23 protein-coding genes are annotated in these 25,050 nt (G+C 67.3%); 11 read left to right on the top strand and 12 right to left on the bottom strand.

Annotation, left to right across the window (positions count from 1 at the left end; genetic code table 11):
- Positions 1-91: 91 nt before the first annotated feature.
- The gene (locus SB816_RS19270) at positions 92-1,402 is read right to left on the bottom strand and encodes a solute carrier family 23 protein (RefSeq protein ID WP_054501102.1); all 1,311 of its coding nucleotides are present in this window, start codon (positions 1,400-1,402) and stop codon (positions 92-94) included.
- Between the two features lie 131 nt (positions 1,403-1,533).
- Between SB816_RS19270 and SB816_RS19265 the strand changes: the two genes are divergently transcribed.
- The 6 genes from SB816_RS19265 to SB816_RS19240 all read left to right on the top strand — a co-directional run bounded on the left by SB816_RS19265 (position 1,534) and on the right by SB816_RS19240 (position 7,961).
- Entirely contained in the window at positions 1,534-1,965 is a 432-nt protein-coding gene (locus SB816_RS19265; RefSeq protein ID WP_049075382.1) for a FlxA-like family protein, read from the top strand.
- Between the two features lie 144 nt (positions 1,966-2,109).
- Positions 2,110-3,435, top strand: coding sequence for an ABC transporter substrate-binding protein (locus tag SB816_RS19260; RefSeq protein ID WP_064524063.1), 1,326 nt, complete (start codon positions 2,110-2,112; stop codon positions 3,433-3,435).
- 87 nt (positions 3,436-3,522) lie between these two features.
- Complete coding sequence (locus tag SB816_RS19255) at positions 3,523-5,232, top strand: ABC transporter permease (RefSeq protein WP_054501100.1); 1,710 nt, start codon at positions 3,523-3,525, stop codon at positions 5,230-5,232.
- Positions 5,233-5,248: 16 nt separating this feature from the next.
- Complete coding sequence (locus tag SB816_RS19250) at positions 5,249-6,334, top strand: ABC transporter ATP-binding protein (protein WP_313657805.1); 1,086 nt, start codon at positions 5,249-5,251, stop codon at positions 6,332-6,334.
- 24 nt (positions 6,335-6,358) lie between these two features.
- Positions 6,359-7,267 carry a LysR family transcriptional regulator gene (locus SB816_RS19245; RefSeq protein ID WP_006385483.1) on the top strand — a complete coding sequence of 303 codons (909 nt, stop codon included), beginning with the start codon at positions 6,359-6,361 and terminating at the stop codon, positions 7,265-7,267.
- 49 nt (positions 7,268-7,316) lie between these two features.
- Complete coding sequence (locus SB816_RS19240) at positions 7,317-7,961, top strand: histidine phosphatase family protein (RefSeq protein WP_410547382.1); 645 nt, start codon at positions 7,317-7,319, stop codon at positions 7,959-7,961.
- 52 nt (positions 7,962-8,013) lie between these two features.
- On the opposite strand, the gene SB816_RS19235 is transcribed toward SB816_RS19240, so the two are convergent.
- The 4 genes from SB816_RS19235 to carA all read right to left on the bottom strand — a co-directional run bounded on the left by SB816_RS19235 (position 8,014) and on the right by carA (position 14,229).
- The gene (locus SB816_RS19235; protein WP_054501098.1) at positions 8,014-8,787 is read right to left on the bottom strand and encodes an SDR family oxidoreductase; all 774 of its coding nucleotides are present in this window, start codon (positions 8,785-8,787) and stop codon (positions 8,014-8,016) included.
- An 89-nt stretch (positions 8,788-8,876) separates the two neighbouring features.
- On the bottom strand, positions 8,877-9,773 hold the full coding sequence (gene lpxO / locus SB816_RS19230; protein WP_054501097.1) for a lipid A hydroxylase LpxO: 897 nt from the start codon (positions 9,771-9,773) through the stop codon (positions 8,877-8,879).
- A 48-nt stretch (positions 9,774-9,821) separates the two neighbouring features.
- Positions 9,822-13,064, bottom strand: a complete 3,243-nt coding sequence (gene carB / locus SB816_RS19225; RefSeq protein ID WP_054501096.1) for a carbamoyl-phosphate synthase large subunit — start codon at positions 13,062-13,064, stop codon at positions 9,822-9,824.
- A gap of 10 nt (positions 13,065-13,074) precedes the next feature.
- A complete protein-coding gene (gene carA, locus SB816_RS19220) occupies positions 13,075-14,229 on the bottom strand; it encodes a glutamine-hydrolyzing carbamoyl-phosphate synthase small subunit (RefSeq protein ID WP_054501095.1) in 1,155 nt (384 codons plus the stop codon).
- Positions 14,230-14,451: 222 nt separating this feature from the next.
- On the opposite strand from carA, the gene tal reads away from it, so the two are divergent.
- The gene (tal, locus tag SB816_RS19215) at positions 14,452-15,405 is read left to right on the top strand and encodes a transaldolase (RefSeq protein WP_144655301.1); all 954 of its coding nucleotides are present in this window, start codon (positions 14,452-14,454) and stop codon (positions 15,403-15,405) included.
- A 32-nt stretch (positions 15,406-15,437) separates the two neighbouring features.
- Here tal and SB816_RS19210 read toward each other — a convergent pair whose 3' ends face one another.
- Positions 15,438-15,965: a carboxymuconolactone decarboxylase family protein gene (locus tag SB816_RS19210; protein ID WP_144655302.1), complete on the bottom strand. Its 528-nt coding sequence runs from the start codon at positions 15,963-15,965 to the stop codon at positions 15,438-15,440.
- A gap of 166 nt (positions 15,966-16,131) precedes the next feature.
- On the opposite strand from SB816_RS19210, the gene SB816_RS19205 reads away from it, so the two are divergent.
- Genes SB816_RS19205 through SB816_RS19190 form a run of 4 tightly spaced genes read left to right on the top strand, consistent with a single transcriptional unit; the run spans position 16,132 to position 19,940 of the window.
- Positions 16,132-18,339 (top strand): ATP-binding protein, encoded by a 2,208-nt coding sequence (locus tag SB816_RS19205; RefSeq protein ID WP_144655303.1) that lies wholly within the window; start codon positions 16,132-16,134, stop codon positions 18,337-18,339.
- Complete coding sequence (locus SB816_RS19200) at positions 18,336-18,701, top strand: response regulator (RefSeq protein WP_054501091.1); 366 nt, start codon at positions 18,336-18,338, stop codon at positions 18,699-18,701. The genes SB816_RS19205 and SB816_RS19200 overlap by 4 nt, the downstream gene beginning before the upstream one ends.
- 7 nt (positions 18,702-18,708) lie before the next feature.
- Positions 18,709-19,362, top strand: coding sequence for a hypothetical protein (locus tag SB816_RS19195; RefSeq protein ID WP_064524053.1), 654 nt, complete (start codon positions 18,709-18,711; stop codon positions 19,360-19,362).
- Complete coding sequence (locus tag SB816_RS19190; protein WP_144655304.1) at positions 19,359-19,940, top strand: biliverdin-producing heme oxygenase; 582 nt, start codon at positions 19,359-19,361, stop codon at positions 19,938-19,940. Before SB816_RS19195 ends, SB816_RS19190 begins: the two co-directional genes overlap by 4 nt.
- 43 nt (positions 19,941-19,983) lie before the next feature.
- Here the strand turns inward: SB816_RS19190 and SB816_RS19185 are convergent, their stop codons facing one another.
- The 6 genes from SB816_RS19185 to SB816_RS19160 all read right to left on the bottom strand — a co-directional run bounded on the left by SB816_RS19185 (position 19,984) and on the right by SB816_RS19160 (position 25,043).
- The gene (locus SB816_RS19185) at positions 19,984-20,778 is read right to left on the bottom strand and encodes an ABC transporter permease (RefSeq protein ID WP_049075402.1); all 795 of its coding nucleotides are present in this window, start codon (positions 20,776-20,778) and stop codon (positions 19,984-19,986) included.
- A gap of 51 nt (positions 20,779-20,829) precedes the next feature.
- Complete coding sequence (locus tag SB816_RS19180) at positions 20,830-21,642, bottom strand: ABC transporter ATP-binding protein (RefSeq protein ID WP_054501088.1); 813 nt, start codon at positions 21,640-21,642, stop codon at positions 20,830-20,832.
- Positions 21,635-22,675, bottom strand: a complete 1,041-nt coding sequence (locus SB816_RS19175; RefSeq protein ID WP_035359350.1) for an ABC transporter substrate-binding protein — start codon at positions 22,673-22,675, stop codon at positions 21,635-21,637. Before SB816_RS19175 ends, SB816_RS19180 begins: the two co-directional genes overlap by 8 nt.
- On the bottom strand, positions 22,656-23,945 hold the full coding sequence (locus SB816_RS19170; RefSeq protein ID WP_064524049.1) for a CaiB/BaiF CoA transferase family protein: 1,290 nt from the start codon (positions 23,943-23,945) through the stop codon (positions 22,656-22,658). Before SB816_RS19170 ends, SB816_RS19175 begins: the two co-directional genes overlap by 20 nt.
- Before the next feature lie 95 nt (positions 23,946-24,040).
- Positions 24,041-24,649: a recombination mediator RecR gene (recR, locus tag SB816_RS19165; protein ID WP_006385499.1), complete on the bottom strand. Its 609-nt coding sequence runs from the start codon at positions 24,647-24,649 to the stop codon at positions 24,041-24,043.
- Between the two features lie 67 nt (positions 24,650-24,716).
- Positions 24,717-25,043 (bottom strand): YbaB/EbfC family nucleoid-associated protein, encoded by a 327-nt coding sequence (locus SB816_RS19160; protein ID WP_006385500.1) that lies wholly within the window; start codon positions 25,041-25,043, stop codon positions 24,717-24,719.
- Between the last annotated feature and the right edge of the window lie 7 nt (positions 25,044-25,050).

Below are 25,050 nucleotides of genomic sequence, written 5' to 3'. Positions count from 1 at the left end.
CCGGCCAGCGGAGCTGCAGCCTCGCGGCCGGCCGCCGCGGGCCGGGCGCGGCGCCCGAGGGACGGGCGCCAGGCAGGACAACCGCCCCACCCTATTTCTTGCGGCGCAGCAGTGCGTACAGGATGATGGCGCCGAAGGTTGCGGTGCCGATGCCGCCCAACGTGAAGTTGCCCAGTTTGACGGTGAAATCGCCCGCGCCCAGCACCAGCGTGACCGCAGCCACGATCAGGTTACGGTTGTCGCTGAAGTCGACCTGATTGACCACCCAGATGCGGGCCCCGGCAATGGCGATCAAGCCGAAGACCACCACCGACATGCCGCCCAGCACGGGCGCGGGAATGGTCTGGATCAGGGCGCCGAACTTGGGCGAGAAGCCCAGCACAATGGCGATCAGCGCGGCGATCACGAACACCAGCGTCGAATAGATGCGGGTCACCGCCATCACGCCGATGTTTTCGGCGTAGGTGGTGACGCCGGTGCCGCCGACGGCGCCCGAGACCATGGTGGCCACGCCGTCGCCGACGAAGGCGCGGCCCAGGTAGCGGTCCAGGTCCTGGCCGGTCATGGCGCTGACCGCTTTGACGTGGCCCAGGTTCTCGGCGACCAGGATGATGGCCACCGGCACGATCAGGCCCATGGCCTCGGCCTTGAACACGGGCGCGGCGAAGTGCGGCAGCCCGAACCAGGCGGCGGCCGACACGGCCGAGAAGTCGATCGGCTTGCCCAGGCCCATGCCGTTGGCGAAGATCGCGTAGACCACGCAGGCCAGGATCAGGCCGACCAGGATCAGCAGGCGCTGCACCATGCCCTTGGTGTAGACCGCAATGCCGCCCACGCACAGGATGGTGACGATTGCCATGGCGCTGTCGAAGCCCGAGGCGCCCATGGCCCCCTTGGCGGCGATAGGCGCCAGGTTCAGGCCGATCACCGCGACCACCGCGCCCGTCACCACCGGCGGCATCAGGGTGTCGATCCAGTTGGCGCCGCCGCCGGCGCGGCCGTTGGCGATCCAGACGAGAACGCCGATCAGCGTGTAGGCCAGGCCGCAGGCGATGATGGCGCCCAGCGCCACGCCGATGTTGGCGTTGGCCCCGCCGCCGGCATAGCCGGTAACCGCGATGACGCCGCCGATGAAGGCAAAGCTGGAACCCAGGTAACTGGGGACCCGGCCGCCCACGAACAGGAAGAAGATCAGGGTGCCGATGCCCGACATCAGGATGGCGACGTTGGGATCGAAGCCCATCAGCAGCGGCGCCAGCACGGTGGAGCCGAACATCGCCACCACGTGTTGCGCCCCCATGGCCACGTTCTTGGGCCAGGACAGCCGTTCGTCGGGCGCGATGATGACGCCGGGCTCGGCGTCGTCCGCCAGGCGCCAGCGCGGAAAATAGGAATTGGACATGGAATCCCCGGGAGTGATTGGTGTGAGCGGGCGCCAGTGTAAAGGGGGCCGGGAACGGGCGGCAACTTAAGTTCTCCGCCGCAATGCCGTATTAGTGGAAACCCCAGTCAATTCCCTCCCAGGAGACCTCCATGGCCATCGATTCCATCAGCGGCACCTCGCGCATCGGCAGCATGGCCGACCTGTGGGCGCAGAAGATCCAGGCCAACAAGGAAGCCAAGGATGCCAAGGCCGGCGATCCGGGCGTCAGCGTCACGCCAGACGGCAAGATCCGCGTCAACAACGCCGGCGCCATGAAGGTCGGCCAGGCAGAGGAAACCGAATCCTCCGAAAACGACGATCATTACACCCGGCAGATCAAGGAACTGCAGCGCCAGCTCAAGCGCGTCATGGAGCAGATCGAACGCGTGCGCGATAGCAACGCGTCGGCGGAGCAGAAGGCCACGCAAATGCAGGCCCTGAACGGGCAGGCGCTGCAGATCATGAACCAGATCCAGCAGGTGATGAACGAAAAGATCAAGGCGATGGCCAAGGCCAACGGCGGCGTGTCGGCCACGGCCTAGGCGGCCGCCCCAGGCCCGCGCGCTCGCGCGGGTTCTCCCGAATTCCCGCCACACTGATGGCGCGCATCAAAATTTGTGATTGGACTGGCGGCGCATGCAGCCGCTAAGGTCTCCGGACAAATCGAAAAACCACGGAGACAAACCATGCATGCAATGCGCACAGCCCTTGCAGGGGCGCTGCTGGCCGCCTGCGCCGCCCCCGCCCTGGCGGGCACCGTCACGGTGATCACGTCGTTCCCGAAAGATTTGACCCAGGCCTACAAGACCGCGTTCGAGAAGGCCAACCCCGGCATCACGCTGGAGATCCTCAACAAGAACACCGTGTCCGGCATTGCCTACGTGCGCGAGACGCCGGCCGGCCAGCGCCCGGAAGTGTTCTGGGCCAGCGCCCCGGACGCCTTCGAGGTGCTGGGCCGCGACAAGCTGCTGGCCAAGTCCTCGGACGTCGCCAACAAGGACGTGCCGGACAAGATCGGCAACTACCCCATCAACGACCCGGGCGGCATGTACCTGGGCCAGGCGCTGGCCGGCTACGGCATTGTCTACAACACGCGCTACATCGCGGCGCACAAGATCCCCGCCCCGGTCGAATGGAAGGACCTGCTGGCGCCGCACTGGTTCGGCCACGTCGGCATCACCTCGCCGTCGCGCTCGGGCACCATGCACCTGACGGTCGAGACCATCCTGCAGGGCGAAGGCTGGGACGACGGCTGGAACACGCTGCTGCGCATGTCGGGCAACAGCAGCGCCGTGACCGAGCGCTCGTTCGGCGTGCCGGACGGCGTCAACAACGGCCAGTTCGGCGCGGGGCCGGTGATCGACTTCTTCGGCCTGTCGAGCAAGTACTCGAAGTTCCCGGTGGAATTCGTCTATCCCTCCGAGACCGCCATCGTGCCGGCCAACATCGCGCTGATCGACGGCGCCAAGAACACCGAGGAAGGCAAGAAGTTCATCGCCTTCACGCTCAGCCAGGCGGGCCAGGAACTGCTGCTGGAACCGAAGATCTCGCGCCTGCCGGTGCTGCCGTATTCGGCGCTGGGCGGCAAGGTGCCGCAGGGTTATCCGGATCCCGCCGAGATCGCGCGCCGCAGCAAGGTGCAGTTCAACGCCGACCTGTCACAGACGCGTTACTACGTGGTGCAGTCGCTGTACGACCAGACCGTCACATTCCGCCTGAAGGAACTGCAGGCGGCGACCAAGGCGATCTACGACGCCGAGGCCAAGCTCGGCGACAAGGCCAAGAGCGGCAAGCCGGCCGAACTGCTGGCGCAGGCCCGCAAGCTGGCCTGGGCGCCGCTGGTGGACGGCAAGCAGGCTGCCGATCCCGAGTTCCTGAAGATCTTCAGCGGCAACAAGAAAGACGCCGCGGTCAACCAGCAGATCACCAAGCTGGAAGGCGAATGGAACGGCACGGCCAAGAGCAATTATGAGCAGGCCGTGAAGCTGGCGCGGGAAGCCGCGGCGCTCTGAGCCCGGCTCGCGCCGGACGGGGGGCTCGCCCCGTCCGGCCGCCGCCCCGCCGCGGGCGGCCTGTCTTGAACCATTACGGGAATCTCGATGAATCTTCCGGGCCATTCACGCCTGCCCGCCGGCCCCGTGCTGGCCGCGCTCCTGGTGCTGGGTTTCCTGGCGCTGTTCCTGGCCGTGCCGGTCGGCACGGTGTTCTACAGCGCCTTCGTCAACGCCGACGGCGGCTTCACCATCGGCCACTTCGGCGCGTTCTTCAACCAGCCGCTGATGCTGGAGGCGTTCTTCAACAGCCTCTACGTGGCGGGCTGGTCGGCGCTGCTGGCCTCGCTGATCGCGGTGCCGCTGGCGTACTTCACGGTGCGCTTCGATTTCCGCGGCGCGCTCATCATCCAGACGCTGGGGGTGCTGCCGCTGATCATGCCGCCCTTCGTCGGCGCGGTGGCGATGCAGCTCATCTTCGGCCGCTCGGGCAGCGTCAACCTGCTGCTGAACGACTGGTTCGGCTTCACCATCCCGTTCATGGAAGGCCTGAACGGCGTCATCTTCGTCGAGGCGCTGCACTACTTCCCGTTCATCCTGATGAACCTGGTGGTGGCGCTGCGCAACATCGACGGCGCCATGGAGGAAGCGGCCTTCAACCTGGGCGCGCGCGGCTTCCGGCTGTTCCGCCGCGTGATCTTCCCGCTGGCGCTGCCGGGCTACGTGGCCGGCACCTCGCTGGTGTTCGTGAAGGTATTCGACGACCTGGGCACGCCGCTGGTGCTGGGCACCACCAACATGCTGGCGCCGCAGGCCTATCTGCGCATCACGCAGGTGGGGCTGGAGGATCCGCTGGGCTACGTCATCAGCGTCATCATGATCGCCTTCTCGATCCTGGCGCTGTGGCTGTCGGCGCGCGTGCTCAAGGGCCGCGACTACTCCACGCTGCAAAAGGGCGGCAACTCGATCCAGAAGCGCAAGCTGCGCCCGGCCGAAAGCGTGCTGGCCTATGGCTGGATCATCCTGGTGCTGCTGCTGGTACTGTCGCCGCACATGGGGGTGCTGCTGCTGTCGCTGGCGAGCGTCTGGAGCTTCGCGCCGCTGCCGGACGGCTACACGCTGGCGCACTACAGCGCGGTGTTCAGCGAATCGCAGGGCATGATCGCCAACACCCTGCTCTATTGCGGCCTGGCGGCGGGCGTGGACGTGATCCTGGGCACCGCCATCGCCTACCTGATGCTGCGCACCCGGCTGCCGGCGCGCCAGTGGCTGGACTTCCTGGCGTCGGCGGCGCTGGCGATCCCGGGCATCGTGCTGGCGATCGGGCTGCTGCGCACGTTCCGCGGCGTGGAGATCCCGGGCACCGGCACGCTGCTGACCTCGTCGTGGATCATCATCATGATCGCGTACTCGGTGCGGCGGCTGCCCTACGCCTTGCGCTCGTGCGTGGCCGCGCTGCAGCAGATCAACGTATCGCTGGAGGAGGCGGCGCAATCGCTGGGCGCGACGCGCCTGCGCACCATCCGGCGCGTGGTGGTGCCATTGATGGCCGGGGGCATGCTGGCCGGCTTCGTGACCAGCTTCGTGACGGCGGCGGTGGAGCTGTCGGCCACCATCATGCTGGTCACCAAGGACAGCCAGGCGCCGATGAGCTATGGCATCTATCTGTACATGCAGAGCGCCGCGGGCCGGGGTCCGGGCGCCGCGCTGGGCGTGCTGGCGGTGGCCGCGGTCGCCATCGGCACCTATGTCTCGCACTTGCTGGTGGAACGCGCCCAGGCGCGCCAGCGCCCGGCGCGTCACGACGAGACGGCCTGAATCAAGGGGAATCGACATGAAGAAAGTCAGCGTTGAATGCCGCAACATCCGGCTGTCGTATGGCAAGACGGAAGTGCTCAAGGACGTCAACATCCACATCGAACCGGGCGAGTTCTTCGCCCTGCTGGGGCCGTCGGGTTCGGGCAAGTCCACCCTGCTGCGCCTGATCGCGGGCTTCAACCGGCAGGACGCCGGCCAGTTGCTGGTGGATGGCAAGGACATCAGCGCCATCCCGCCATGGGACCGCAACATCGGCATGGTGTTCCAGAACTACGCGCTGTGGCCGCACATGACCGTGTGGGACAACGTGGCGTTCGGGCTGGTCGAGCGCAAGCTGCCGCGCGAGCAGATCCGCACCAAGGTCGAGGCCGCGCTGGAGCTGGTGGGGCTGTCGCAGTACGCACGCCGCCGCCCCAACCAACTGTCCGGCGGACAGCAGCAGCGCGTGGCGCTGGCGCGCACCATCGTGATCGAACCGCAGGTGCTGCTGCTGGACGAGCCGCTGTCGAACCTGGACAAGAAGCTGCGTGTGCAGATGCGGCAGGACCTGCTGAGCCTGCAGCGGCGGCTCGGCATCACCACCATCTTCGTCACCCACGACCAGGAAGAAGCCATGACCACCGCCGACCGAATGGCGGTGCTGGACCACGGCGTGGTGCAGCAGATCGGCGCCCCCAGCACGCTGTTCGATTATCCGGTGAACCGCTTCGTGGCCAACTTCGTCGGCACCATGAACGTGCTGGAGGGCGAGGTGCGCGAGCGCACCAGCGGCAGCGTGGTGCTGGCAGTGGAAGGCGTGGGCGACCTGCACCTGCCGCTGGCGGCCGAAGCGCCCGCGGCGCAGCGGCTGGCGGCCAGCTTCCGGCCGCACACGGTGCAGATCGAAATGGCCGACGGGCTGGGCGACGCGCGCTACGTGTGGCTGCCGGGCGTGGTGGAAAGCAGCGAGTTCCTGGGCGAATTCACCCGCTACCAGGTGCAGATCGGCGAACAGCGCCTGACGGCCGACCAGTCGCACCTGGCGGGGCTGTCGCCGTTCCCGGTGGGCGCGCCGGTGTCGATCGGGTTGGAGCCGACGCAAGTACGGCTGCTTGCCGCCTGAGCCCGCTTCCCCTACAAAGGCGGCATGGAAATCTATCAGATCCGCGCCTTCGTCACGGTTGCCCGCCTGGGCAACCTGACGCGGGCCGCCGAAGCGCTGTCGCTGACCCAGCCCGCCGTCACCGCGCAGATCAAGGCGCTGGAACAGAGCCTGGGCGTGGCGCTGTTCGACCGCAGCGGCGGGCGGCTGGCGCTGGCCAAGGCCGGCGAGATGCTGCTGCCCACCGCCGAATCGCTGCTGGTGCTAGGCGCGCAGTTCAAGTCCGAGGCGCAGCAACTGCAAGGCAGCCTGCAGGGCGTGGTGGAACTGGGCCTGCCCAGCGAGAAGCCCGACTTCCTGCGGCTGGGCGAGCTGGCGGCGGCCATCACGCAGCGGCTGCCGCTGATCGAACTGAAGACGCAAATCCAGCCCACCGCCGTGCTGGCCGAGCAGGTCAGCACCGGCCGGCTGCCGGCGGCGTTGACCATCGCCGCGCACCCGCCGCGCGGCGTGCTGTGGCTACCGCTGCGCAGCGTGCGGTACCGCATCGCGCTGCCGACCGAACACGCCGCCGTGCTCAAGCGCGGCGGCTGGCGCGAGGTGGCGCAATTGCCGTGGCTGGACGGTCCCGCCGGCAGCCACACCCACCTGCTGTTGCGCGACATGTTCGAGCGCCACGGCCTGTCGCCGCGCATCGCCATGCAGAATGACGATCAGGCCAATCTGGAGGCGCTGGTGCGGGCCGGCGCCGGTTGCGCGCTGCTGCGCGAGGAAACCGCGCTGGCCGGCGCGGCCTCGGGCGACTTCATGGTGTGGGGCCAGGCGCGGGCCGACGCCACCCTCGGCTTCATCCTGCCCTACGAACGCGCTAGCGAGCCCGCGCTGGTCGCGTTAAGCTCGGTGATTCAAGCCATCTGGAAGCCGCGCGCGCCCGTCGCGCCCGAGCCACTCTGAGCCGGGTCGGTCCGCCACCCGCGCCCTTCCCCACCGTATCGACACCGCAATGACTGAAATCTGGTTCATCCGCCACGGCGAAACCGACTGGAACCGCCAGCGCCGCCTGCAGGGCTGGCAAGACATCCCCCTGAACGAATTCGGCCGCAACCAGGCCGGCCTGCTGGCCTCGCGCCTGCGCGAAGACGCGCGCAGCACGCCGATCGACGCCATCTACAGCAGCGACCTGCAGCGCGCCCACGCCACCGCCACGCCGGTGTCGGAACAACTGGACCTGCGCGTGCGGATCGAGCCCGGCATCCGCGAGCGCGGCTTTGGCGTGCTCGAAGGGCTGGACCTGGACCGCATCGACATGCTGGCGCCGGAAGCGGCAGCCGCCTGGCGCAGCCGCGACCCGCTGCGCCCGCTGGACGGCGGCGAGACGCTGGGCCAGTTCCAGTCGCGCGTCATCTCCACGGTGGATGACGTGGCCAGCCGCCATGACGGCGAACGCATCCTGATGTTCACCCACGGCGGCGTGCTGGACATCATCTGGCGCCATGCCAGCGGCGTGCCGTTGAACGCGCCGCGCGACGCGGCATTGCTGAACGTCAGCATCAACCGGGTCGGCGTGCGCGGCCGGCAGTGGGAAGTGCTGGATTGGGGCGACGTGGGCCACGTGGACACTGAAGTCGGCGACGACGTCGTGCCGTGACGGCCTGCGCCAGGGTGTCGTCCTGACGCCCTGGCCGCTGACGCCCTGCGGCTCAGCCGGCTTTGTCCGCCTTGCGCGGCTTGCGCGGCGCGTTGCGCGCCAGCCGGTCGTAGACCGCGTTGGGCAGCAGGCGCATCAGTTTCGCCACCACGCCCATCTGCCAGGGAATCACCGTGTACGTGGTGCCGCGTCCAATCGCCGCCTGGGCGCGCTGCGCGAACTTGTCGGCGTCCATCAGGAACGGCATCTTGTACGGATTGTGCGCCGTCATCGCGGTCTTGATGTACCCCGGCGCGATGGTGACGACACGGATGCCGTCGCCCGCCAGTTCCAGCCGCAGGCTTTCGCAGTAGGTCACCACCGCCGACTTGGAGGCGCTGTAGGCGCCCGCGCCCGGCAGGCCGCGCACGCCGGCGACACTGGCGATGCCGACCAGCCGGCCGCCGCCGGCGGCTCGCATCGGCTCGACGAACGGCTCGAAGGTCGCCACGGTCGCCAGCAGGTTGGTGTCGACGATGGCCTTGAAGACCTCGTAGTCTTCGTGATGGCCGGTCAACGTGCCGGCGCTGATGCCGGCGCTGGCGATGACCACATCCACCCGCCCCTGGCAGAACGCAATGAAATCCTGCGCCGCCGCGTGCAGCGCCTGACGGTCGCGCACGTCCACCGCGTAGCAGCGATGCTGGCCCGGCAGGCTGGCGGCCAGCTCCCGCAACGCGTCCTCGCGCCGGCCCAGCAGGCCGAGCGTGGCGCCGCTGGCGGCATAGCGCTGCGCCAACGCGCGGCCCAGGCCGCTGCTGGCGCCGGTGATGAATACTCTGTCCATGGAGGCTCGCCCCGGGTCGGATGAAAAAAGGCGGAGCCTCTCGCAAGAGAGGCCCCGCCCGCTATGCTACAGGAAGGTCGGCGCGAGTCTTACAGGAAGATCAGCGCGAAGATCGCCGCCACCAGCGCCCACTTGGACAGGTAGTACAGCGGCTTGCTCTTCTTCTTGAGCGCCTTGCCGAAGCGGCGCACCGCATACACCGCGCCGAAGATGCGATTGATGCCGCCGGTGGCGTCGCCTTCCTGGTTGGGCGCGGCCGCCGCGCGCAACAGGAAGCCGCCGACCACGCGGTTGAACGCCTGGGCCCAGCGGTAACGCATGGGGCGCTCGACGTCCGCGAACAGGATGATCCGGTTCTGGTCGGTCTTGTTTTCGGCGTAATGGATGAAGGTCTCGTCGAACACCACCGCCTCGCCGTCGCGCCAGTGGTATTCCTGGCCGTCGACGTTGATGTAGCAGTCGGGGCTGTTCGGCGTGATCAGGCCCATGTGGAAACGCAACGAACCGGCGTAGGGATCACGATGGCGCGGCAGGCGGCTTCCCGGGGGCAGCGAGGCGAACATCGCGGCCTTGATGGTCGGGATGCCCGCCAGCAGCTTGGTCGTGACCGGACAGAGGGCCTCGGCCGACGGATGGTCGGCGTCGTACCACTTCAGGTAGAAGCGCTTCCAGCCCGTCTTGAAGAACGAGTTGAAGCCCGCATCGTTGTACTTGTCCGACGCCTTGATGTGGCCGTCGCCATAAAGGTTGACGGCCTCGGCGCGGATTTCCTCGCAGCGGTCCAGCAAGACCTTCAGTTCCGGGAACTGGTCCAGGTCGAGATAGGGCTTGTTGGGCACGCTGGAGAACGCGTACATGAAACAGTTCAGCGGCGCCGTGAAGGTGGAGTGATCCAATGCCTGCCGCGAGAACCGGTGTCGTACGCGGCCACGGTAGTGGACTACCGTGGCGCATACGATGAATAACGCCAGAATGAACCACTTCATTCTTTTGTCCTCAATTCACTTGCGGCGCGCCCTCTGCGCGCCCAAGCGCTATTTGTCCAACAAGGACGCGTGAAGTTCCTGCAGCGGATACACCTGCAGGCCGAGGCCTTGACGCAGGTACTGCATGCCCTCGACCGCGGCACGCGCACCGGCGATGGTGGTGAAGAAGGTCACGCGCGCAGCCAGCGCCTGCGTACGGATGGTACGCGAGTCGGCAATGGCGTTGCGGCGCTCTTCGACGGTGTTGATGACCAGCGCGATCTCGCCGTTCTTGACCATGTCGACGATGTGCGGACGGCCTTCCGTGACCTTGTTGACCAGTTGCACGGGAATGCCCGCCGCTTCGATCTCGGCCGCGGTGCCGCGCGTGGCCACCAGCTTGAAGCCCAGGGCGTGCAGGCCGCGCGCCACTTCGACGGCGCGGGGCTTGTCCTGGTTCTTGACGCTGATGAACACCGTGCCGGATTCCGGCAGGCGCACGCCGGCGGCAAGCTGCGACTTGACGAAGGCTTCGCCGAAGCTGGTGCCCACGCCCATGACTTCACCGGTCGACTTCATTTCCGGGCCGAGGATGGTGTCCACGCCCGGGAACTTCACGAACGGGAACACGGCTTCCTTGACCGAGAAGTAAGGCGGCACGACTTCGCGGGTGACGCCCTGGGCCGCCAGCGTCTGGCCGGCCATGGCGCGCGCGGCGATCTTGGCCAGTTGCAGGCCGGTGGCCTTGGACACGTAGGGCACCGTGCGCGAAGCGCGCGGGTTCACTTCCAGCACGTAGACATCGCCGCCCTGGATGGCGAACTGCACGTTCATCAGGCCGCTGACGTTCAGGGCCTTGGCCATCATGCCGGTCTGGCGCTTGATCTCGGCGATGACGTCGGCCGACAGCGAGTACGGCGGCAGGCTGCAGGCGGAGTCGCCCGAGTGCACGCCGGCCTGCTCGATGTGTTCCATGACGCCGCCGATGAAGACGGTTTCGCCGTCGGCCAGGCAGTCCACGTCGACTTCGGTGGCGTTGTTCAGGAAGCGGTCCAGCAGCACGGGCGAGTCATTGCTGACCTTCACGGCCTCGCGCATGTAGCGTTCGAGGTCCTGCTGCTCGTGCACGATTTCCATGGCACGGCCGCCCAGCACGTAGCTGGGACGCACCACCAGCGGGTAGCCGATCTCGGCGGCGTGGGCCAGGGCCTCGGCTTCCGTGCGGGCCGTGCGGTTGGGCGGCTGGCGCAGGCCGAGCTTGTTCAGCAGCTTCTGGAAACGCTCGCGGTCTTCGGCGATGTCGATGGATTCCGGGCTGGTGCCGATGATCGGCACGCCGTTGGCTTCCAGCGCGCGCGCCAGCTTCAGCGGGGTCTGGCCGCCGTACTGGACGATCATGCCGACCGGATTTTCCTTGTGGACGATCTCCAGCACGTCTTCCAGCGTCAGCGGCTCGAAGTACAGGCGGTCGGAGGTGTCGTAGTCGGTGGAGACGGTTTCCGGGTTGCAGTTGACCATGATGGTTTCGTACCCGTCGTCACGCAGCGCCAGCGCGGCATGCACGCAGCAGTAGTCGAACTCGATGCCCTGGCCGATGCGGTTCGGGCCACCGCCCAGCACCACGATCTTTTTGCGGTCGGTGGGCGCGGCCTCGCACTCTTCCTCGTAGGTCGAGTACATGTAGGCCGTGCGGGTGGCGAATTCGGCGGCGCAGGTGTCCACGCGCTTGTAGACCGGGCGCACGTTCAACTGGTGACGCAGCTTGCGCACTTCGGATTCGACCGTGTCCAGCAGGAACGCCAGGCGACGGTCGGAGAAACCGCGGCGCTTCAGTTCCCAGAGGGTGGCGTAGTCCAGGTCGGACAGCGTCTTCTGTTCGAGCGCCAGCTCGATATCGACGATTTCCTTGATCTGCGACAGGAACCAGGGGTCGATGTGCGTGATGTTGTGCACTTCGTCCAGCGTGAAGCCCTGCGCGAAGGCGTCGCCCACGTACCAGATGCGTTCCGGACCGGGTTCGCCCAGCTCGACCTGCAGCTTTTCGCGGTCGGTGGTCTTCTGGTTCAGGCCGTCGACGCCGACTTCCAGGCCGCGCAGCGCCTTCTGGAACGATTCCTGGAAGGTGCGGCCGATGGCCATGACTTCGCCCACGGACTTCATCTGGGTGGTCAGGCGCGCGTCGGCGGTGGGGAATTTCTCGAAGGCGAAACGCGGCACCTTGGTGACCACGTAGTCGATCGACGGCTCGAACGAGGCGGGCGTGGCGCCGCCGGTGATTTCGTTCTTGAGCTCGTCCAGCGTGTAGCCCACGGCCAGGCGCGCGGCGACCTTGGCGATGGGGAAACCGGTGGCCTTGGACGCCAGCGCCGACGAACGCGACACGCGCGGGTTCATCTCGATGACGATCATGCGGCCGTTCTTGGGGTTGACCGCGAACTGCACGTTCGAGCCGCCCGTGTCCACGCCGATCTCGCGCAACACCGCGATCGATGCGTTACGCATGATCTGGTATTCCTTGTCGGTCAGCGTCTGGGCCGGCGCCACGGTGATCGAGTCACCAGTGTGCACGCCCATGGGGTCCAGGTTCTCGATGGAGCAGACGATGATGCAGTTGTCCGCCTTGTCGCGGACCACTTCCATCTCGAATTCCTTCCAGCCCAGCAGCGACTCTTCGATCAGCAGCTCGCTGGTGGGCGAGGCTTCCAGGCCGCGGCGGCAGATGGTTTCGAATTCTTCGGCGTTGTAGGCGATGCCGCCGCCCGAGCCGCCCATGGTGAAGCTGGGACGGATCACGGCGGGGAAGCCCGAGGTGCCGACTTCCGCGGCGATGCGGCGCTGCACTTCCCAGGCTTCGTCCATGCTATGGGCGACGCCCGACTTGGCCGATTCCAGGCCGATGTCGGTCATGGCCTGTTTGAACTTCTGGCGGTCCTCGGCCTTTTCGATGGCGTGCTCGTTGGCGCCGATCAGTTCGACGTTGTGCTTTTTCAGCACGCCATGGCGGGCCAGGTCGAGCGCGCAGTTCAGCGCGGTCTGGCCGCCCATGGTGGGCAGCAGCGCATCGGGCTTTTCACGCTCGATGATCTTTTCGACGGCCTGCCAGGTGATGGGCTCGATGTAGGTGACGTCGGCCGTTTCCGGGTCCGTCATGATCGTGGCGGGGTTGCTGTTCACCAGGATGGTGCGGTAACCCTCGGCCTTGAGCGCCTTGCACGCTTGCGCGCCGGAATAGTCGAATTCGCAGGCCTGCCCGATGATGATGGGGCCGGCGCCGATGATGAGAATGCTTTTTAGGTCTGTACGCTTGGGCATGATGCAATCTTTACTTTTGGCCGGACATCAGGCTGATGAACTTGTCGAACAGCTCCAGGATGTCGTGCGGACCGGGGCTGGCTTCGGGGTGGCCCTGGAAGCAGAAGGCCGGACGGTCGGTGAGCTCGAAGCCCTGCAGCGTGCCGTCGAACAGCGAGACGTGCGTGACGCGCGCATTGGCCGGCAGGCTGGCCGCATCGACCGCGAAACCGTGGTTCTGGCTGGTGATGAAGACGCGCTTGGAGGCCAGGTCCTGCACCGGGTGGTTGGCGCCGTGGTGGCCGGTCTTCATCTTGAGCGTCTTGCCGCCGACGGCCAGGCCCATGATCTGGTGGCCCAGGCAGATGCCGAACACCGGCAGCTTCTTGTCCAGGAACACGCGGGTGGCGTCGATGGCGTAGTCGCAGGGCTCGGGGTCGCCGGGGCCGTTGGACAGGAACACGCCGTCGGGGTTGAGCTTGAGGACGTCCTCGGCGCTGGTCTGGGCCGGCACCAGCGTCAGGCGGCAGCCACGGTCGGCCAGCAGGCGCAGGATGTTGGACTTGATGCCGAAGTCGTAGGCGACGACATGGAATTTGGACTGGTCCGGCTGGGTGTAGCCTTCGCCCAGTTGCCAGGTGCCCTGGGTCCAGGTGGTGCTGTCCTTGATGGACACGACCTTGGCCAGGTCCTGGCCGGCCATGCCGGCAAAGCCGCGGGCCAGTTCGACGGCGCGGTCGGCGTCCGAACCAACGAAGATGCAGGCGCCCTGGGCGCCCTTTTCACGCAGGATGCGGGTCAGCTTGCGGGTGTCGACGCCGGAAATGGCGACGATGCCCTGCTCGGACAGGTACTCGGGCAGCGATTGCGTGGAACGGAAGTTCGACACGCGGGCGGGACAGTCGCGCACCACCAGGCCGGCGGCGTAGACGCGGTTGGCTTCGACGTCCTCGGCGTTGACGCCGGTGTTGCCGATATGCGGATAGGTCAGCGTGACGATCTGGCCGCTATAGCTGGGATCGGTGAGAATTTCCTGGTACCCGGTCATCGCGGTGTTGAACACCACTTCGGCAACGGTATGCCCAGGCGCACCGATCGACACGCCTCGAAAAATGGTACCGTCCGCCAGAGCCAGAATTGCAGGAGGGAAGCGGTTGATCCCCTCGGGAAAGAGTTGCGGCAGCACAGTAAACCCCGGTTTTAGAATCGATAATCAAACCTTGGAATTATACCTTGAGCGGGCGTTTTTCCCGGGGAACCGCGCCAAATAAGGCTGAGATCGAAGATTTCAGCCGCCGCGCCAGGCCGATCACGCCCCGCCGCCGGCCTACCAACGGTGACAGCGCGGCCGGCGGCGCGGTGATACGCTAAAGCACCTTCAACCCTGATGCTGCGAGCCGTATTGTCCATGTCCAGCCAACTTGACGCCCTGCGCAATCACACCACCGTCGTCGCCGACACCGGCGATTTCGAAGCGATGAAGGCGCTGCGGCCCACCGACGCCACCACAAACCCGTCCCTTATTTTGAAGGCCGTGCAGCAGGATGCCTACCGCCCGCTGCTGGAAAAGACCGCGCGCGACCACCGCGGCGCCCCCACGCCGGAATTGATGGACCGCCTGCTGGTCGCCTTTGGCCGCGCCATCCTGGACATCGTGCCCGGCCGCGTCTCGACCGAAGTGGACGCGCGCCTGTCGTTCGACACCCGCGCCACCATCGAGCGCGCCCGCGCCCTGATTGCCCTGTACGAAGCCGCCGGCGTGCCGCGCGAACGGGTGCTGATCAAGATCGCATCCACCTGGGAAGGCATCCAGGCGGCCCGCGCGCTGCAGGCCGAGGGCGTGCGCTGCAACCTGACGCTGCTGTTCTCGCTGCCGCAGGCGGTGGCCTGCGCCGATGCCCAGGTGCAGTTGATCTCGCCGTTCGTCGGCCGCATCTACGACTGGCACAAGAAGGCCGCGGGCGCCAATTGGGTCGAAGCCGACCACGCCGGCGCGCGCGACCCCGGCGTGCAGTCGGTGACCCGCATCTACCAGTACTACAAGCGTTTCGGCATCTCCACCGAGATCATGGGCGCCAGCTTCCGCAACGTCGGCCAGATCCTGGCCCTGTCGGGCTGCGACCTGCTGACCATCAGCCCCGAGCTGCTGACCCAGCTCGCGCAGACCGAAGGCGACGCCCCGGCGCAACTGCGCGCCGACGCGGTGAGCGGCGATATCGCCCGCATCGCCTCGGATGAAGTGGCGTTCCGCACCCTGCTCAATGACGACGCCATGGCCAGCGACAAGCTGGCCGAAGGCATCCGCGCGTTCGTGGCCGACGCCATCAAGCTGGACGCGCTGATCGAGGCGCAGCGCGCCTGACCGCTTGCCCGGCCGGCATTGGCCGGGCGCGCTCAGCGATGATCGTGCGAATGCACCTGCAGCGCTTCCAGGAAGCGTGACACCATGTTGTAGGCCGCCACGGTGGCGGTCAATTCCACGGTCAGCTTGTCGGATCCCATGGCGGCGCGGGCCGCCTGGAACACCGGCTCGGGCACCTGCACCTGGCGCGTCATGGCGTCGGTGTAGGCCAGCACGGCGCGCTCGCGCTCGCTGAAGAGGGACGAGGCCTCCCAATCGGACAAGGCGTCCAGTTGGGCCTGCGACACGCCCTCTTTCAGCGCGATCGGCGCATGCTGGTCGGCCTCGTAGGGCGCGCCGTTGATCGCCGCCACCCGCATGATCACCAATTCGCGGATGTCGCCCGGCAGGGTCGACAACTGCCGGATCGAGGTCAGGTAGTTGAGCCAGCCGCCGGCCACGGCCGGGCTGTGCAGCAACATCTGGTACAAGTGCAGCACGCTGCCGCGTTCGGCGACGATGCGGTCGACCAGGGGTCGCGCTTCGGGATGGGACTGATCGGCGTAGGGAAGACGCGCCATGGAAACTCCGGAATAATCCGGCCGCTTGCGCCAAACGGCCAGGGGGATGGTGGACGCCCAAAAGACGAGGCGGCGCGCGCCAAAATCCCCTACGCTGCATATGCACACATTCGCAAGAACTTTGACATAATGACAACACATTGCGCACCTCCAGGACAAGCCTAGAATGAATGCGCCCACCCAGTCGCATCCGCCAGTCACGCTCGCGAACTGCGACAGCGAACCGATTCACGTCCCGGGCGCGATCCAGCCCCTGGGCGCGTTGCTCGCCTTCGATGCCGCGGGCGTGTTGCGCTACGCCAGCGAAAACGCGCCGCAGGTGCTGGGGATGCCGGTCGCATTGGGCTATCGCTGCGATCCGGCTTCGCTGCCGCCGGGCCTGGCGCGGAACCTGCCAGGCTGGCTGTCTCAGGACGATCCCGTCTTCGATCCGCTCAGCATCTCGCTGGACGGGCACGTCTACGACGTCATCGCCCACCGCAACACCGACGAACTGACGCTGATCGAACTCGAGCGCCGCGGCAACGACGCCGGCATCGCCGATCAGGCGCTGATCTACCGCAGCATCGAGCGCGTGCGGGCCCAGCGCGACATCGCCGGCCTGCTGGAGCGCGCCGTCCAAGAGGTGCAACGCGCCACCGGCTTCGACCGCGTCATGGCCTATCGCTTCCATCCCGACGACAGCGGCGAGATCGTGGCCGAGCGGCGCGGCGATCCCGCGCTCGAAGACTGGGTCGGGCGCCGCTATCCCGCCGGCGACATTCCGGCCCAGGCGCGCCGCCTGTACACCGTGAATACCTTGCGCCAGATCGCCGACGGCCAGTACCGGCCGGTGCGGGTGCTGGCGCAGGACGGCATCGACGCGCCGCTCGACATGAGCTTCTCGGTGCTGCGCAGCGTGTCGCCGGTCCATCTGGAATACATGGCGAACATGGGCGTGCGCGCCACCATGAGCCTGTCGCTGGTGATCGGCGGCAGGCTCTGGGGCATGATCGCGTGCCACCACCATTCGCCGCGCCTGGTCCCCTACCCGGCCCGGCTGGCCTGCGAGGCGCTGGCCCAGGTGCTGGCCGCGGCGCTGGCGACCATCGAAGGCAACGACCGCGCCGCGCAGACACGGCGCGATGCCGCGCTGGTCAGCCGGTTGACCGAGCGCGCATCCGATTCCGAAAACATCCACCAGGCCCTTTCCGGCGGCCCGGAAACGCCCGCCTCGCTGATCGCCAACGACGCCGCGCTGTGCCTGTGGGGCAACAGCGTCACGGTATTCGGAGGCATCGCGCCGCGCGGCGAACTTGCCGGCATCCTGTGCGCGCTGGACCAGAGCGGGCAACGTGTCGTCCACACCAACCACATCGCGCGCGACTATCCCGAGCTGCAGACCGACCTGGTGCCCTATGCGGGCCTGCTGGCGTGCAAGTTCGATCCCATGAACAATGGTTGGCTGATCTGGTTGCGGCGCGAACAGATCGAGACCGTGGTGTGGGGCGGCAAACCCGAAAAGCAATACGCGGTGGGCAACCTGGGGCCGCGCCTGACTCCGCGCGGCTCGTTCGAGGCCTGGCGCGAGGTCATGCGCGACACCAGCCCGCCCTGGCTGCCGGCCGAACTCGAGGCGGCCGACAACTTGCGCGACGAGCTGTCGCACATTGCCACCAGCCGCGCCGCCGACGTCGACCGCGCCCGCACGGCGCTGCTGGCGATGCTGGGCCATGACCTGCGCGATCCGCTGCAATCGATTTCCATGGCGGCCACGCTGCTTTCGCGGACCGACGCCGGCGCACGCATGGGCGAGCGCATCCGCTATTCCAGCGGACGCATGCAGCGGCTGATCTCGCAGGTGCTGGATCTATCCCGGCTGCAGGGCGGCATGGGGCTCGGCATCGAAAAGCGCGAATGCCGCCTGTCCGACCTCCTGAACGGTCTGATCGAGGAAAAGCGCCAGGCCTATCCCGGCCTGCTCATCGAGCCGGACGTGCACCCCGACCTGGTGCTGACGGCCGACACCGACCGCATCGCCCAGGTGGTCACCAACCTGATGAGCAACGCCCGCCAGCATGGCGCGCCGCGCATGCCGATCCACGTCAGCGCGATGCCGCGTGGCGACACCATCGAACTTACCGTGGCCAACCATGGCGCGCCGATCCCCGACGAGGTCATGGCGCACCTGTTCTCGCCCTTCAAGCCCGAATCCCTGGGCCAGTCGCGCAACCGCAATGGCCTCGGGCTCGGCCTGTACATCGCCGAACAGGTGGTGCGCGACCACCAGGGCGAGATCGCCGTCGATTGCCGCGACGGCCTGGTCATTTTCACCGTTACCCTGCCGCGCGACCAGGATGCGCCGCAGATCCCCGAATCTGGAGACACCCCTTGAACGACGAGCGCGCCCTACGCGTCCTGCTGGTTGACGACAATGAAATGGGCTCGGAACTGCTGGCCGAATTCCTGGCGCTGTCCGGCCTGGAAGCGCGCTGCGCAGGTACTGGCGAAGACGCGCTGCGGCAGGCCGCCACGTTCGCTCCCGAAGCAGTGCTGGTCGACATCCTGCTTCCCGACATGGACGGCTACGAGCTGGCCCGCCGGCTGCGCGAACGCAATGTGTCATCGCGCATCTACGCCCTGAGCGGCCTGGCGCGGCATGAACGGCACGAAGACGCCACCGCCCTCTTCGATGGCTGGATCGAAAAGCCCGCCGACCCCGATGCGCTGCTGACCGTGCTGCGCCAGGCAGGTTGACACCGCCATGCAAGTCGATATTTCCGCCCAGGCGCTGGCCGCGCAAGGCGTACGGCTGAAGGTGCTGGCGCAGATATTCCCGGTGCTGCGCCATGAGGCCATCGCGCCGCTATCGAATGCCACCTTGGCGGCGGCGATGCTGGGCCACGCGCCGGAAGGCGCGGATGCCGAGGCCCGGCAGCAGCGCTGCGAACGGCTCGCCGGAGACCTCAACGATATGCTGGAAGACAGCGTCAGCGTGATCCGCGACCTCGACCAGTGGTTCAGCGACAACGGCGCGACGCTGCCGCTGGCGACGCTGCTCAAGGAATGCCGCAAGCTGCTGTTCTCGCAATTGATGTGGTCCAAGCGCCGGGTCCGCTGGCCCGAGGACCCGGGCATGCTCGAACTGCCCGCTTTCAGCAGTCGTTATCTGCTCATGGCCTGGCTGCTGTGCCTGGTGGCCTGGCTGCCCGAAGACGCCGAAGTGGAGCTCGACACGGCTGACCCCTCGGCATGGCATGCCCGCTTCGCCGTGCCCGCGCAGGCGCCGGACGGGCCCGCGCTGTTCGACGCGCGCGACATCGAATGGCTGGCCGCCGATTCAGGCTGGCGCTTCGAGCGGCAGCCGCAGATCTGGTCCTTGCACCGCAACGCCGCCCCCGGCAATGAGCCCGCATGATCTCCCCGGTGCACCAACTCCTGCGCGACGGCACGCGCGACCGCCACGAGGCCCTGGATATGGGGCTGGCGCTGGCCGATGGCAACGTCAGCCCGGCCCGCTATGTGGCTTATCTGCGCGCCATGCTGGGCTGGCTTGAACCGGTGGAAAGCCGGCTGTGGCAACTGGACTGGCCCGCCTCGTTGCGGGCTGCGGACCGGGACGGCAAAAGCGCGTTGATCCGTGCCGACCTGCGGGCGGCGGGCGACAGCGCGCCGGTTCCGCAATGTCCCGATGCGCCGCGCCCGCTGGCGGCCGACGCCTATGCGCTGGGCGTGGCCTACGTGGTCGAGGGTTCGCAACTGGGAGGACGCTTCCTGGCCAAGCGGCTCGAAGCCGCCGATCCGCCGTTGCCGCTGCGCTACCTGCGCGGCTATGGCGATGAGGTCGGGCCACTGTGGAAGAGTTTCCTGCAACACCTGGACGTGGCGGCGCAAGGACAGGAAACGCAGGCGCTGAAAGGCGCGCGCGACGCGTTCGACAGCCTCGCCGCCTGGCTCCGGGACCAGGGCGCCCTGCAGAGCCCGGGCCAGCGATAGCCGCCGGGCCGCGCCAGCGCGCGGCTCCGGAACGGCCAGCGGGTCAGATCTTCTCGGTCTCGCCCGACTTCGGCTGCCACTTCATCAAACGTTTTTCACCGATCCCGACGATGTAATCCAGCACCAGCGCGAACGCGGTCAGCACCACGATGCCGGCGAACACCGTGTTGACGTCGAAGGTGCCCTCGGCCTGCAGGATCAGGTAGCCGACGCCGCTGGCCGAGCCCAGGTATTCGCCCACCACCGCGCCGACGAAGGCCAGGCCCACCGAGGTGTGCAGGCTGGAGAACACCCAACTGGTGGCCGACGGCAGGTAGACGTGGCGCAGCAACTGGCGCCGGCGCGCGCCCAGCATGCGGGCGTTGTCCAGCAGCGTCGGGCTGACTTCGCGCACGCCCTGGTAGACGTTGAAGAAGACGATGAAGAACACCAGCGTCACCGCCAGCGCCACCTTGGACCAGATGCCGAGCCCGAACCACATGCCGAAGATCGGCGCCAGGATCACGCGCGGCATGGAGTTGGCCGCCTTGATGTAGGGATCGAGAATCGCGCTGGCGCGCGGCGACAGGCCCAGCCACAGGCCGAAGGCCAGCCCGGCGATGGTGCCGATGAAAAAGGCCAGCACGGTTTCGGTCAGCGTGACCCACAGGTGGGTGTAGATGTCGGCGTTGGTGACGAACCAGGCCCAGATGCGGCCCCATACCTTGAGGGGCTCGCCGAAGAAGAACGCCACCTTGGAATCGCGCGAGGCGAAATGCCACACGCCCAGGATGACGACGAGCAGCAGCAACTGCCAGAAGCGCAGGCTGGCGGAACCTGGTTTGAACGACTTGGACATGGTCAGGGCCTGTTCATGGGGAAGCGGGCGTGGCCGGGATCAGGCACGGCCTCAGGCCCGCTTCTGTTGTTGGGCATAGCCCTTGAGCACTTCCTCGCGCAGCACGGCCCAGATGGCCGCATGCAGTTCGACGAAGCGCAGGTTGTTGCGCACCTCGGCCACGTCGCGCGGACGCGGCAGGTCGATGGCGAATTCGCCGATGGGATGCGTGCCTGGCCCGGCCGACAGCACCACCACGCGGTCGCTCATGGCGATGGCTTCGTCCAGGTCATGGGTGATGAACAGCACCGCCTTGCGCTTGGCCATCCACAGGTCCAGCACCTCGTTTTCCATCAGTTGGCGCGTCTGGATGTCGAGCGCCGAGAACGGCTCGTCCATGAGGATGATGTCGGGGTCGCGGATCAGCGTCTGCGCCAGCATGGCGCGCTTGCGCATGCCGCCGGACATCTGGTGCGGATAGCGGCTCTCGAAGCCGCCCAGGCCGACGCGGCGCATCCAGTCGCGGCCGCGCTCGAGCGCCTCGTCACGCGGCACGCCGGCGAAATCCAGCCCGGCCACCACGTTGTCGAGCGCGCTGCGCCAAGGCAGCAGCGCCTCGCCCTGGAACATGTACCCGGCGCGCGAATTGATGCCCGACAGCGGCTGGCCGAAGACCTTTACCTGGCCCGACGACGGCGCCAGCAGGCCGGCGCTGACGTTGAGCAGGGTGGACTTGCCGCAGCCCGTGGGGCCCACCACCGACACGAACTCGCCCGGCGCGATGGCCAGGCTCGTGTCGCTGACGGCGGTGTAGCGCTGCGAGCGGTCGTCGCGGGAGACGAAGGTGCAGCTGATGTTTTCCAGCGATAGCGCGGCTTCAGCCATTGGGGTACTTCTCGTTGGCGCGGCGGGCGAAATCGTTGGTCCAGACCTTGGACGGATCGATCTTGGCGCCGTCGAAATCCGCCTGGTACGCAGCCAGGGCCTTGAGCGCGGTGGCGGCGCCGTCCTCGGGGATCATGCCGTCGGGCGACAGGCCCTCGAGGCTCTTGCCGATGGCGGCCTTGTACACCGCCGGGTCGCCCAGCAGGTACGTTTCCGGCACGACCTTGGCGATCTCGTCGGGACCGGCCTTCTGGATCCACTTGTCGGCGCGCACCATGGCGTTGGTGAGCGCCTGCACGGTATTCGGATTGGCGTCGACGAACGCCTGCGGCGCGTACAGGCAGCCGGCCGGCATGTTGCCGCCGAAGATGTCCTGCGTGTCCTTGAGCGTGCGGGTGTCGACGATGATCTGGATGTCACCCGGCATTTCCAGCATCGACACCACGGGGTCGGTGTTGGAGATGGCGTCGATCTGGCCGCTGCGCAGCGCGGTCACCGCGCCGGCGCCGGCGCCCACGCCGATGATGGAAACGTCGGAAGCCTTCAGGCCATGCTTGGCCAGGAAGAAGCTGACCACCATGTTGGTGGACGAGCCCGGCGCGGTCACGCCGATCTTCTTGCCCTTCAGGTCGGCCGGGCCCTTGTAGTTGGGCAGGTTCTTCTTGGAGACGCCCACGCCGATCATCGGCGCGCGGCCCTGCAGCACGAAGGCGCGGTAGGCCTGGCCCTTCGATTGCATGGCAAGGGTGTGCTCGAAGGCGCCCGAGACCACGTCGGCGCTGCCGCCCACCACGGCCTGCAGCGCCTTGGAGCCGCCGGCGAAGTCGGCGATGGAGACGTCCAGGCCCTCGTCCTTGAAGTAACCGCGCGCCTCGGCGATGGACAGCGGCAGGTAGTAGATCAGGGGCTTGCCGCCCACGGCGATCTGGACCTTGGTCTTCTCCAGCTTCTGGGCGCGCACGATGGCGGGGGCCATGCCCATGACGCCGGCGGCGCCGGCCATCTTGAGCAGATCACGACGTGTGACTGACATGTGTTGTCTCCTTGGGTGCGGGGATACCGATAGCGCCGGTCTGCGCCAGCTTGTCGATAGCCGCTGAATCATACCCCAGCGATTTCAGGACTTCCTCGGTATGTTCCCCTAATGACGGACCGATCCAGCGGGTGCCGCCCGGGGTTTCCGAGAGCTTGGGCACCACCGCAGGCAGCTTGACCGGACTGCCGTCGGCGAAGTGGTGCTGCTCGATCATGCGGCGCGCCAGGAACTGCGGATCGCTGAACATGTCGGCCACGCTGTAGATCTTGCCGACCGGCACGTCGGCCGCCTTCAGGGTGTTGAGCGCTTCCTCGATGCCGCGGCCATCGCACCATTGCTGGATGGCGCCGTCGATCTCGGCGACCCGGCGGGCGCGGCCATCGTTGCGCACCAGGTCCGGGTCCGAGGCAAGGTCGTCGCGGCCGATGGCCAGCATCAGGCGGTGGAAGATCGCATCGCCGTTGCCGGCGATGACGATGTTCTGGCCGTCGCGCGTGGTGTAGGTGTTGGACGGCACGATACCGGGCAGCGCGCCGCCGGTGCGCTCGCGCACCACGCCGGCCACGTCATACTCGGGCACCAGGCTTTCCATCATGTTGAACACGGCCTCATACAGCGCCACGTCGACCATCTGGCCCTGCCCCGCCTGGCATCCTTCGCCCTGCACGCCGTTCCAGCGGCCGCCGGTGGCGTCGCGGTGGCGCAGCGCCATCATCGCGCCGATCACGCCATGCAGCGCGGCGATCGAATCGCCGATCGAGATGCCGACCCGCAGCGGCGGCCGGTCGGGATGCCCCGACACGTAGCGCAGGCCGCCCATGGATTCGCCGATGGCGCCGAAGCCCGGTTGATCCTTCATCGGGCCGGTCTGGCCGTAGCCGGACAGGCGCACCATGATGAGGGCGGGATTGATGGCGCGCAACTGCTCGAAGCCCAGGCCCCACTTCTCGAGCACGCCGGGGCGGTAGTTCTCGACCACCACGTCGGCGTCCAGCGCCAGTTTGCGGGCGATTTCGCGGGCCTCGGGATGCTTGAGATTGAGGGCAATGGATTGCTTGTTGCGGGCCTGCACCGTCCACCACAGCGAATTGCCTTCATGCAGGTGGCGCCAACTGCGGATGGGGTCGCCCCCGCCCGTGCCATCGGGGCCGTGCGGCGTTTCCACCTTGATGACGTCGGCGCCGAATTCGCCGAAGATGCGCGCGGCGAACGGGCCGGCGATGAGCGTGCCGAGTTCCAGAACCTTCAGGCCGGTCAGGGCTGACATGTTGGTTGTCTTCCTCTCGTGGAGGCCGCGCCGCGCGGGCGGGCCGTTTTTCCAATGCCCGCCGGTACATTGCCGGCGCGCTATTGTGGGGCGTGTCAGGTGGTCTTGCGCTCCATCAGCGCCCAGGCGATGGTGCCGGCGTCCACGTATTCCAGCTCGCTGCCGGCCGGCACGCCGCGCGCCAGGCGCGTGACCCGCAGGCCGCGTTCACCCAGGGCCTCGCCCAGGAAATGCGCGGTGGTCTCGCCTTCGGCGGTGAAGTTGGTGGCCAGGATAACCTCCTGCACCACGCCGTCGGTGGCGCGGCGGATGACGCGGTCGAAATCCAGCTCGCGCGGGCCGATGCCCTCGAGCGGCGCGACGCGTCCCATCAGCACGTAGTACAGGCCGCGGTAGCCGTGGCTGGACTCGATCATGTTCTGATCGGCCGGCGTCTCGACGATGCACAGTAGCGAGGGATCGCGCTTGGGATTGGCGCAGGTCGCGCACACGTCTTCTTCGGCGAAGCTGTTGCAACGCGAGCAGTGGCGCAGGTCGCGCACGGCGCCGGCCAGCGCGCGTCCGAGCATGTCGGCGCCCTGGGGGTCGTGCTGCAACAGGTGATAGGCCATGCGTCGCGCGGAACGCACACCCACGCCGGGCAGGCGCCGCAGCGCCTCGATCAGCGAGACCAGCGGTTCGGGTTCGGGCAGTAGAGGGTCCATGACACGACGGCAACTTGCGGACGGCAAAGGCCGCGCCGCCCGGGGCGGCGGTGGCCGGAACGTTCGATCAGAACGGCAGCTTCATGCCCGGGGGCAGCGGCATGCCGGCGGTGACGGACGCCATCTTTTCCTGCGAGGTGGCTTCGGCCTTGCGCAGCGCGTCGTTGAAGGCGGCGGCGACCAGGTCTTCCAGCATGTCCTTGTCGTCGGCCAGCAGCGACGGATCGATTTCGACGCGCTTGACGTCGTGGCGGCAGGTCATGGTGACCTTGACCAGGCCGCCGCCGGAGGCGCCTTCGACCTGGATCTCGGCCAGCGCGTCCTGCGCCTTCTTCATGTTTTCCTGCATCTGCTGCGCCTGGCGCATCAGGCCGGCCAGTTGTCCTTTCATCATGATGGAG

The sequence above is a fragment of the Achromobacter sp. SIMBA_011 genome (assembly GCF_046535435.1).
GTDB lineage: Bacteria > Pseudomonadota > Gammaproteobacteria > Burkholderiales > Burkholderiaceae_B > Achromobacter > Achromobacter dolens.
This window is presented reverse-complemented; position numbering and strand designations above follow the sequence as displayed.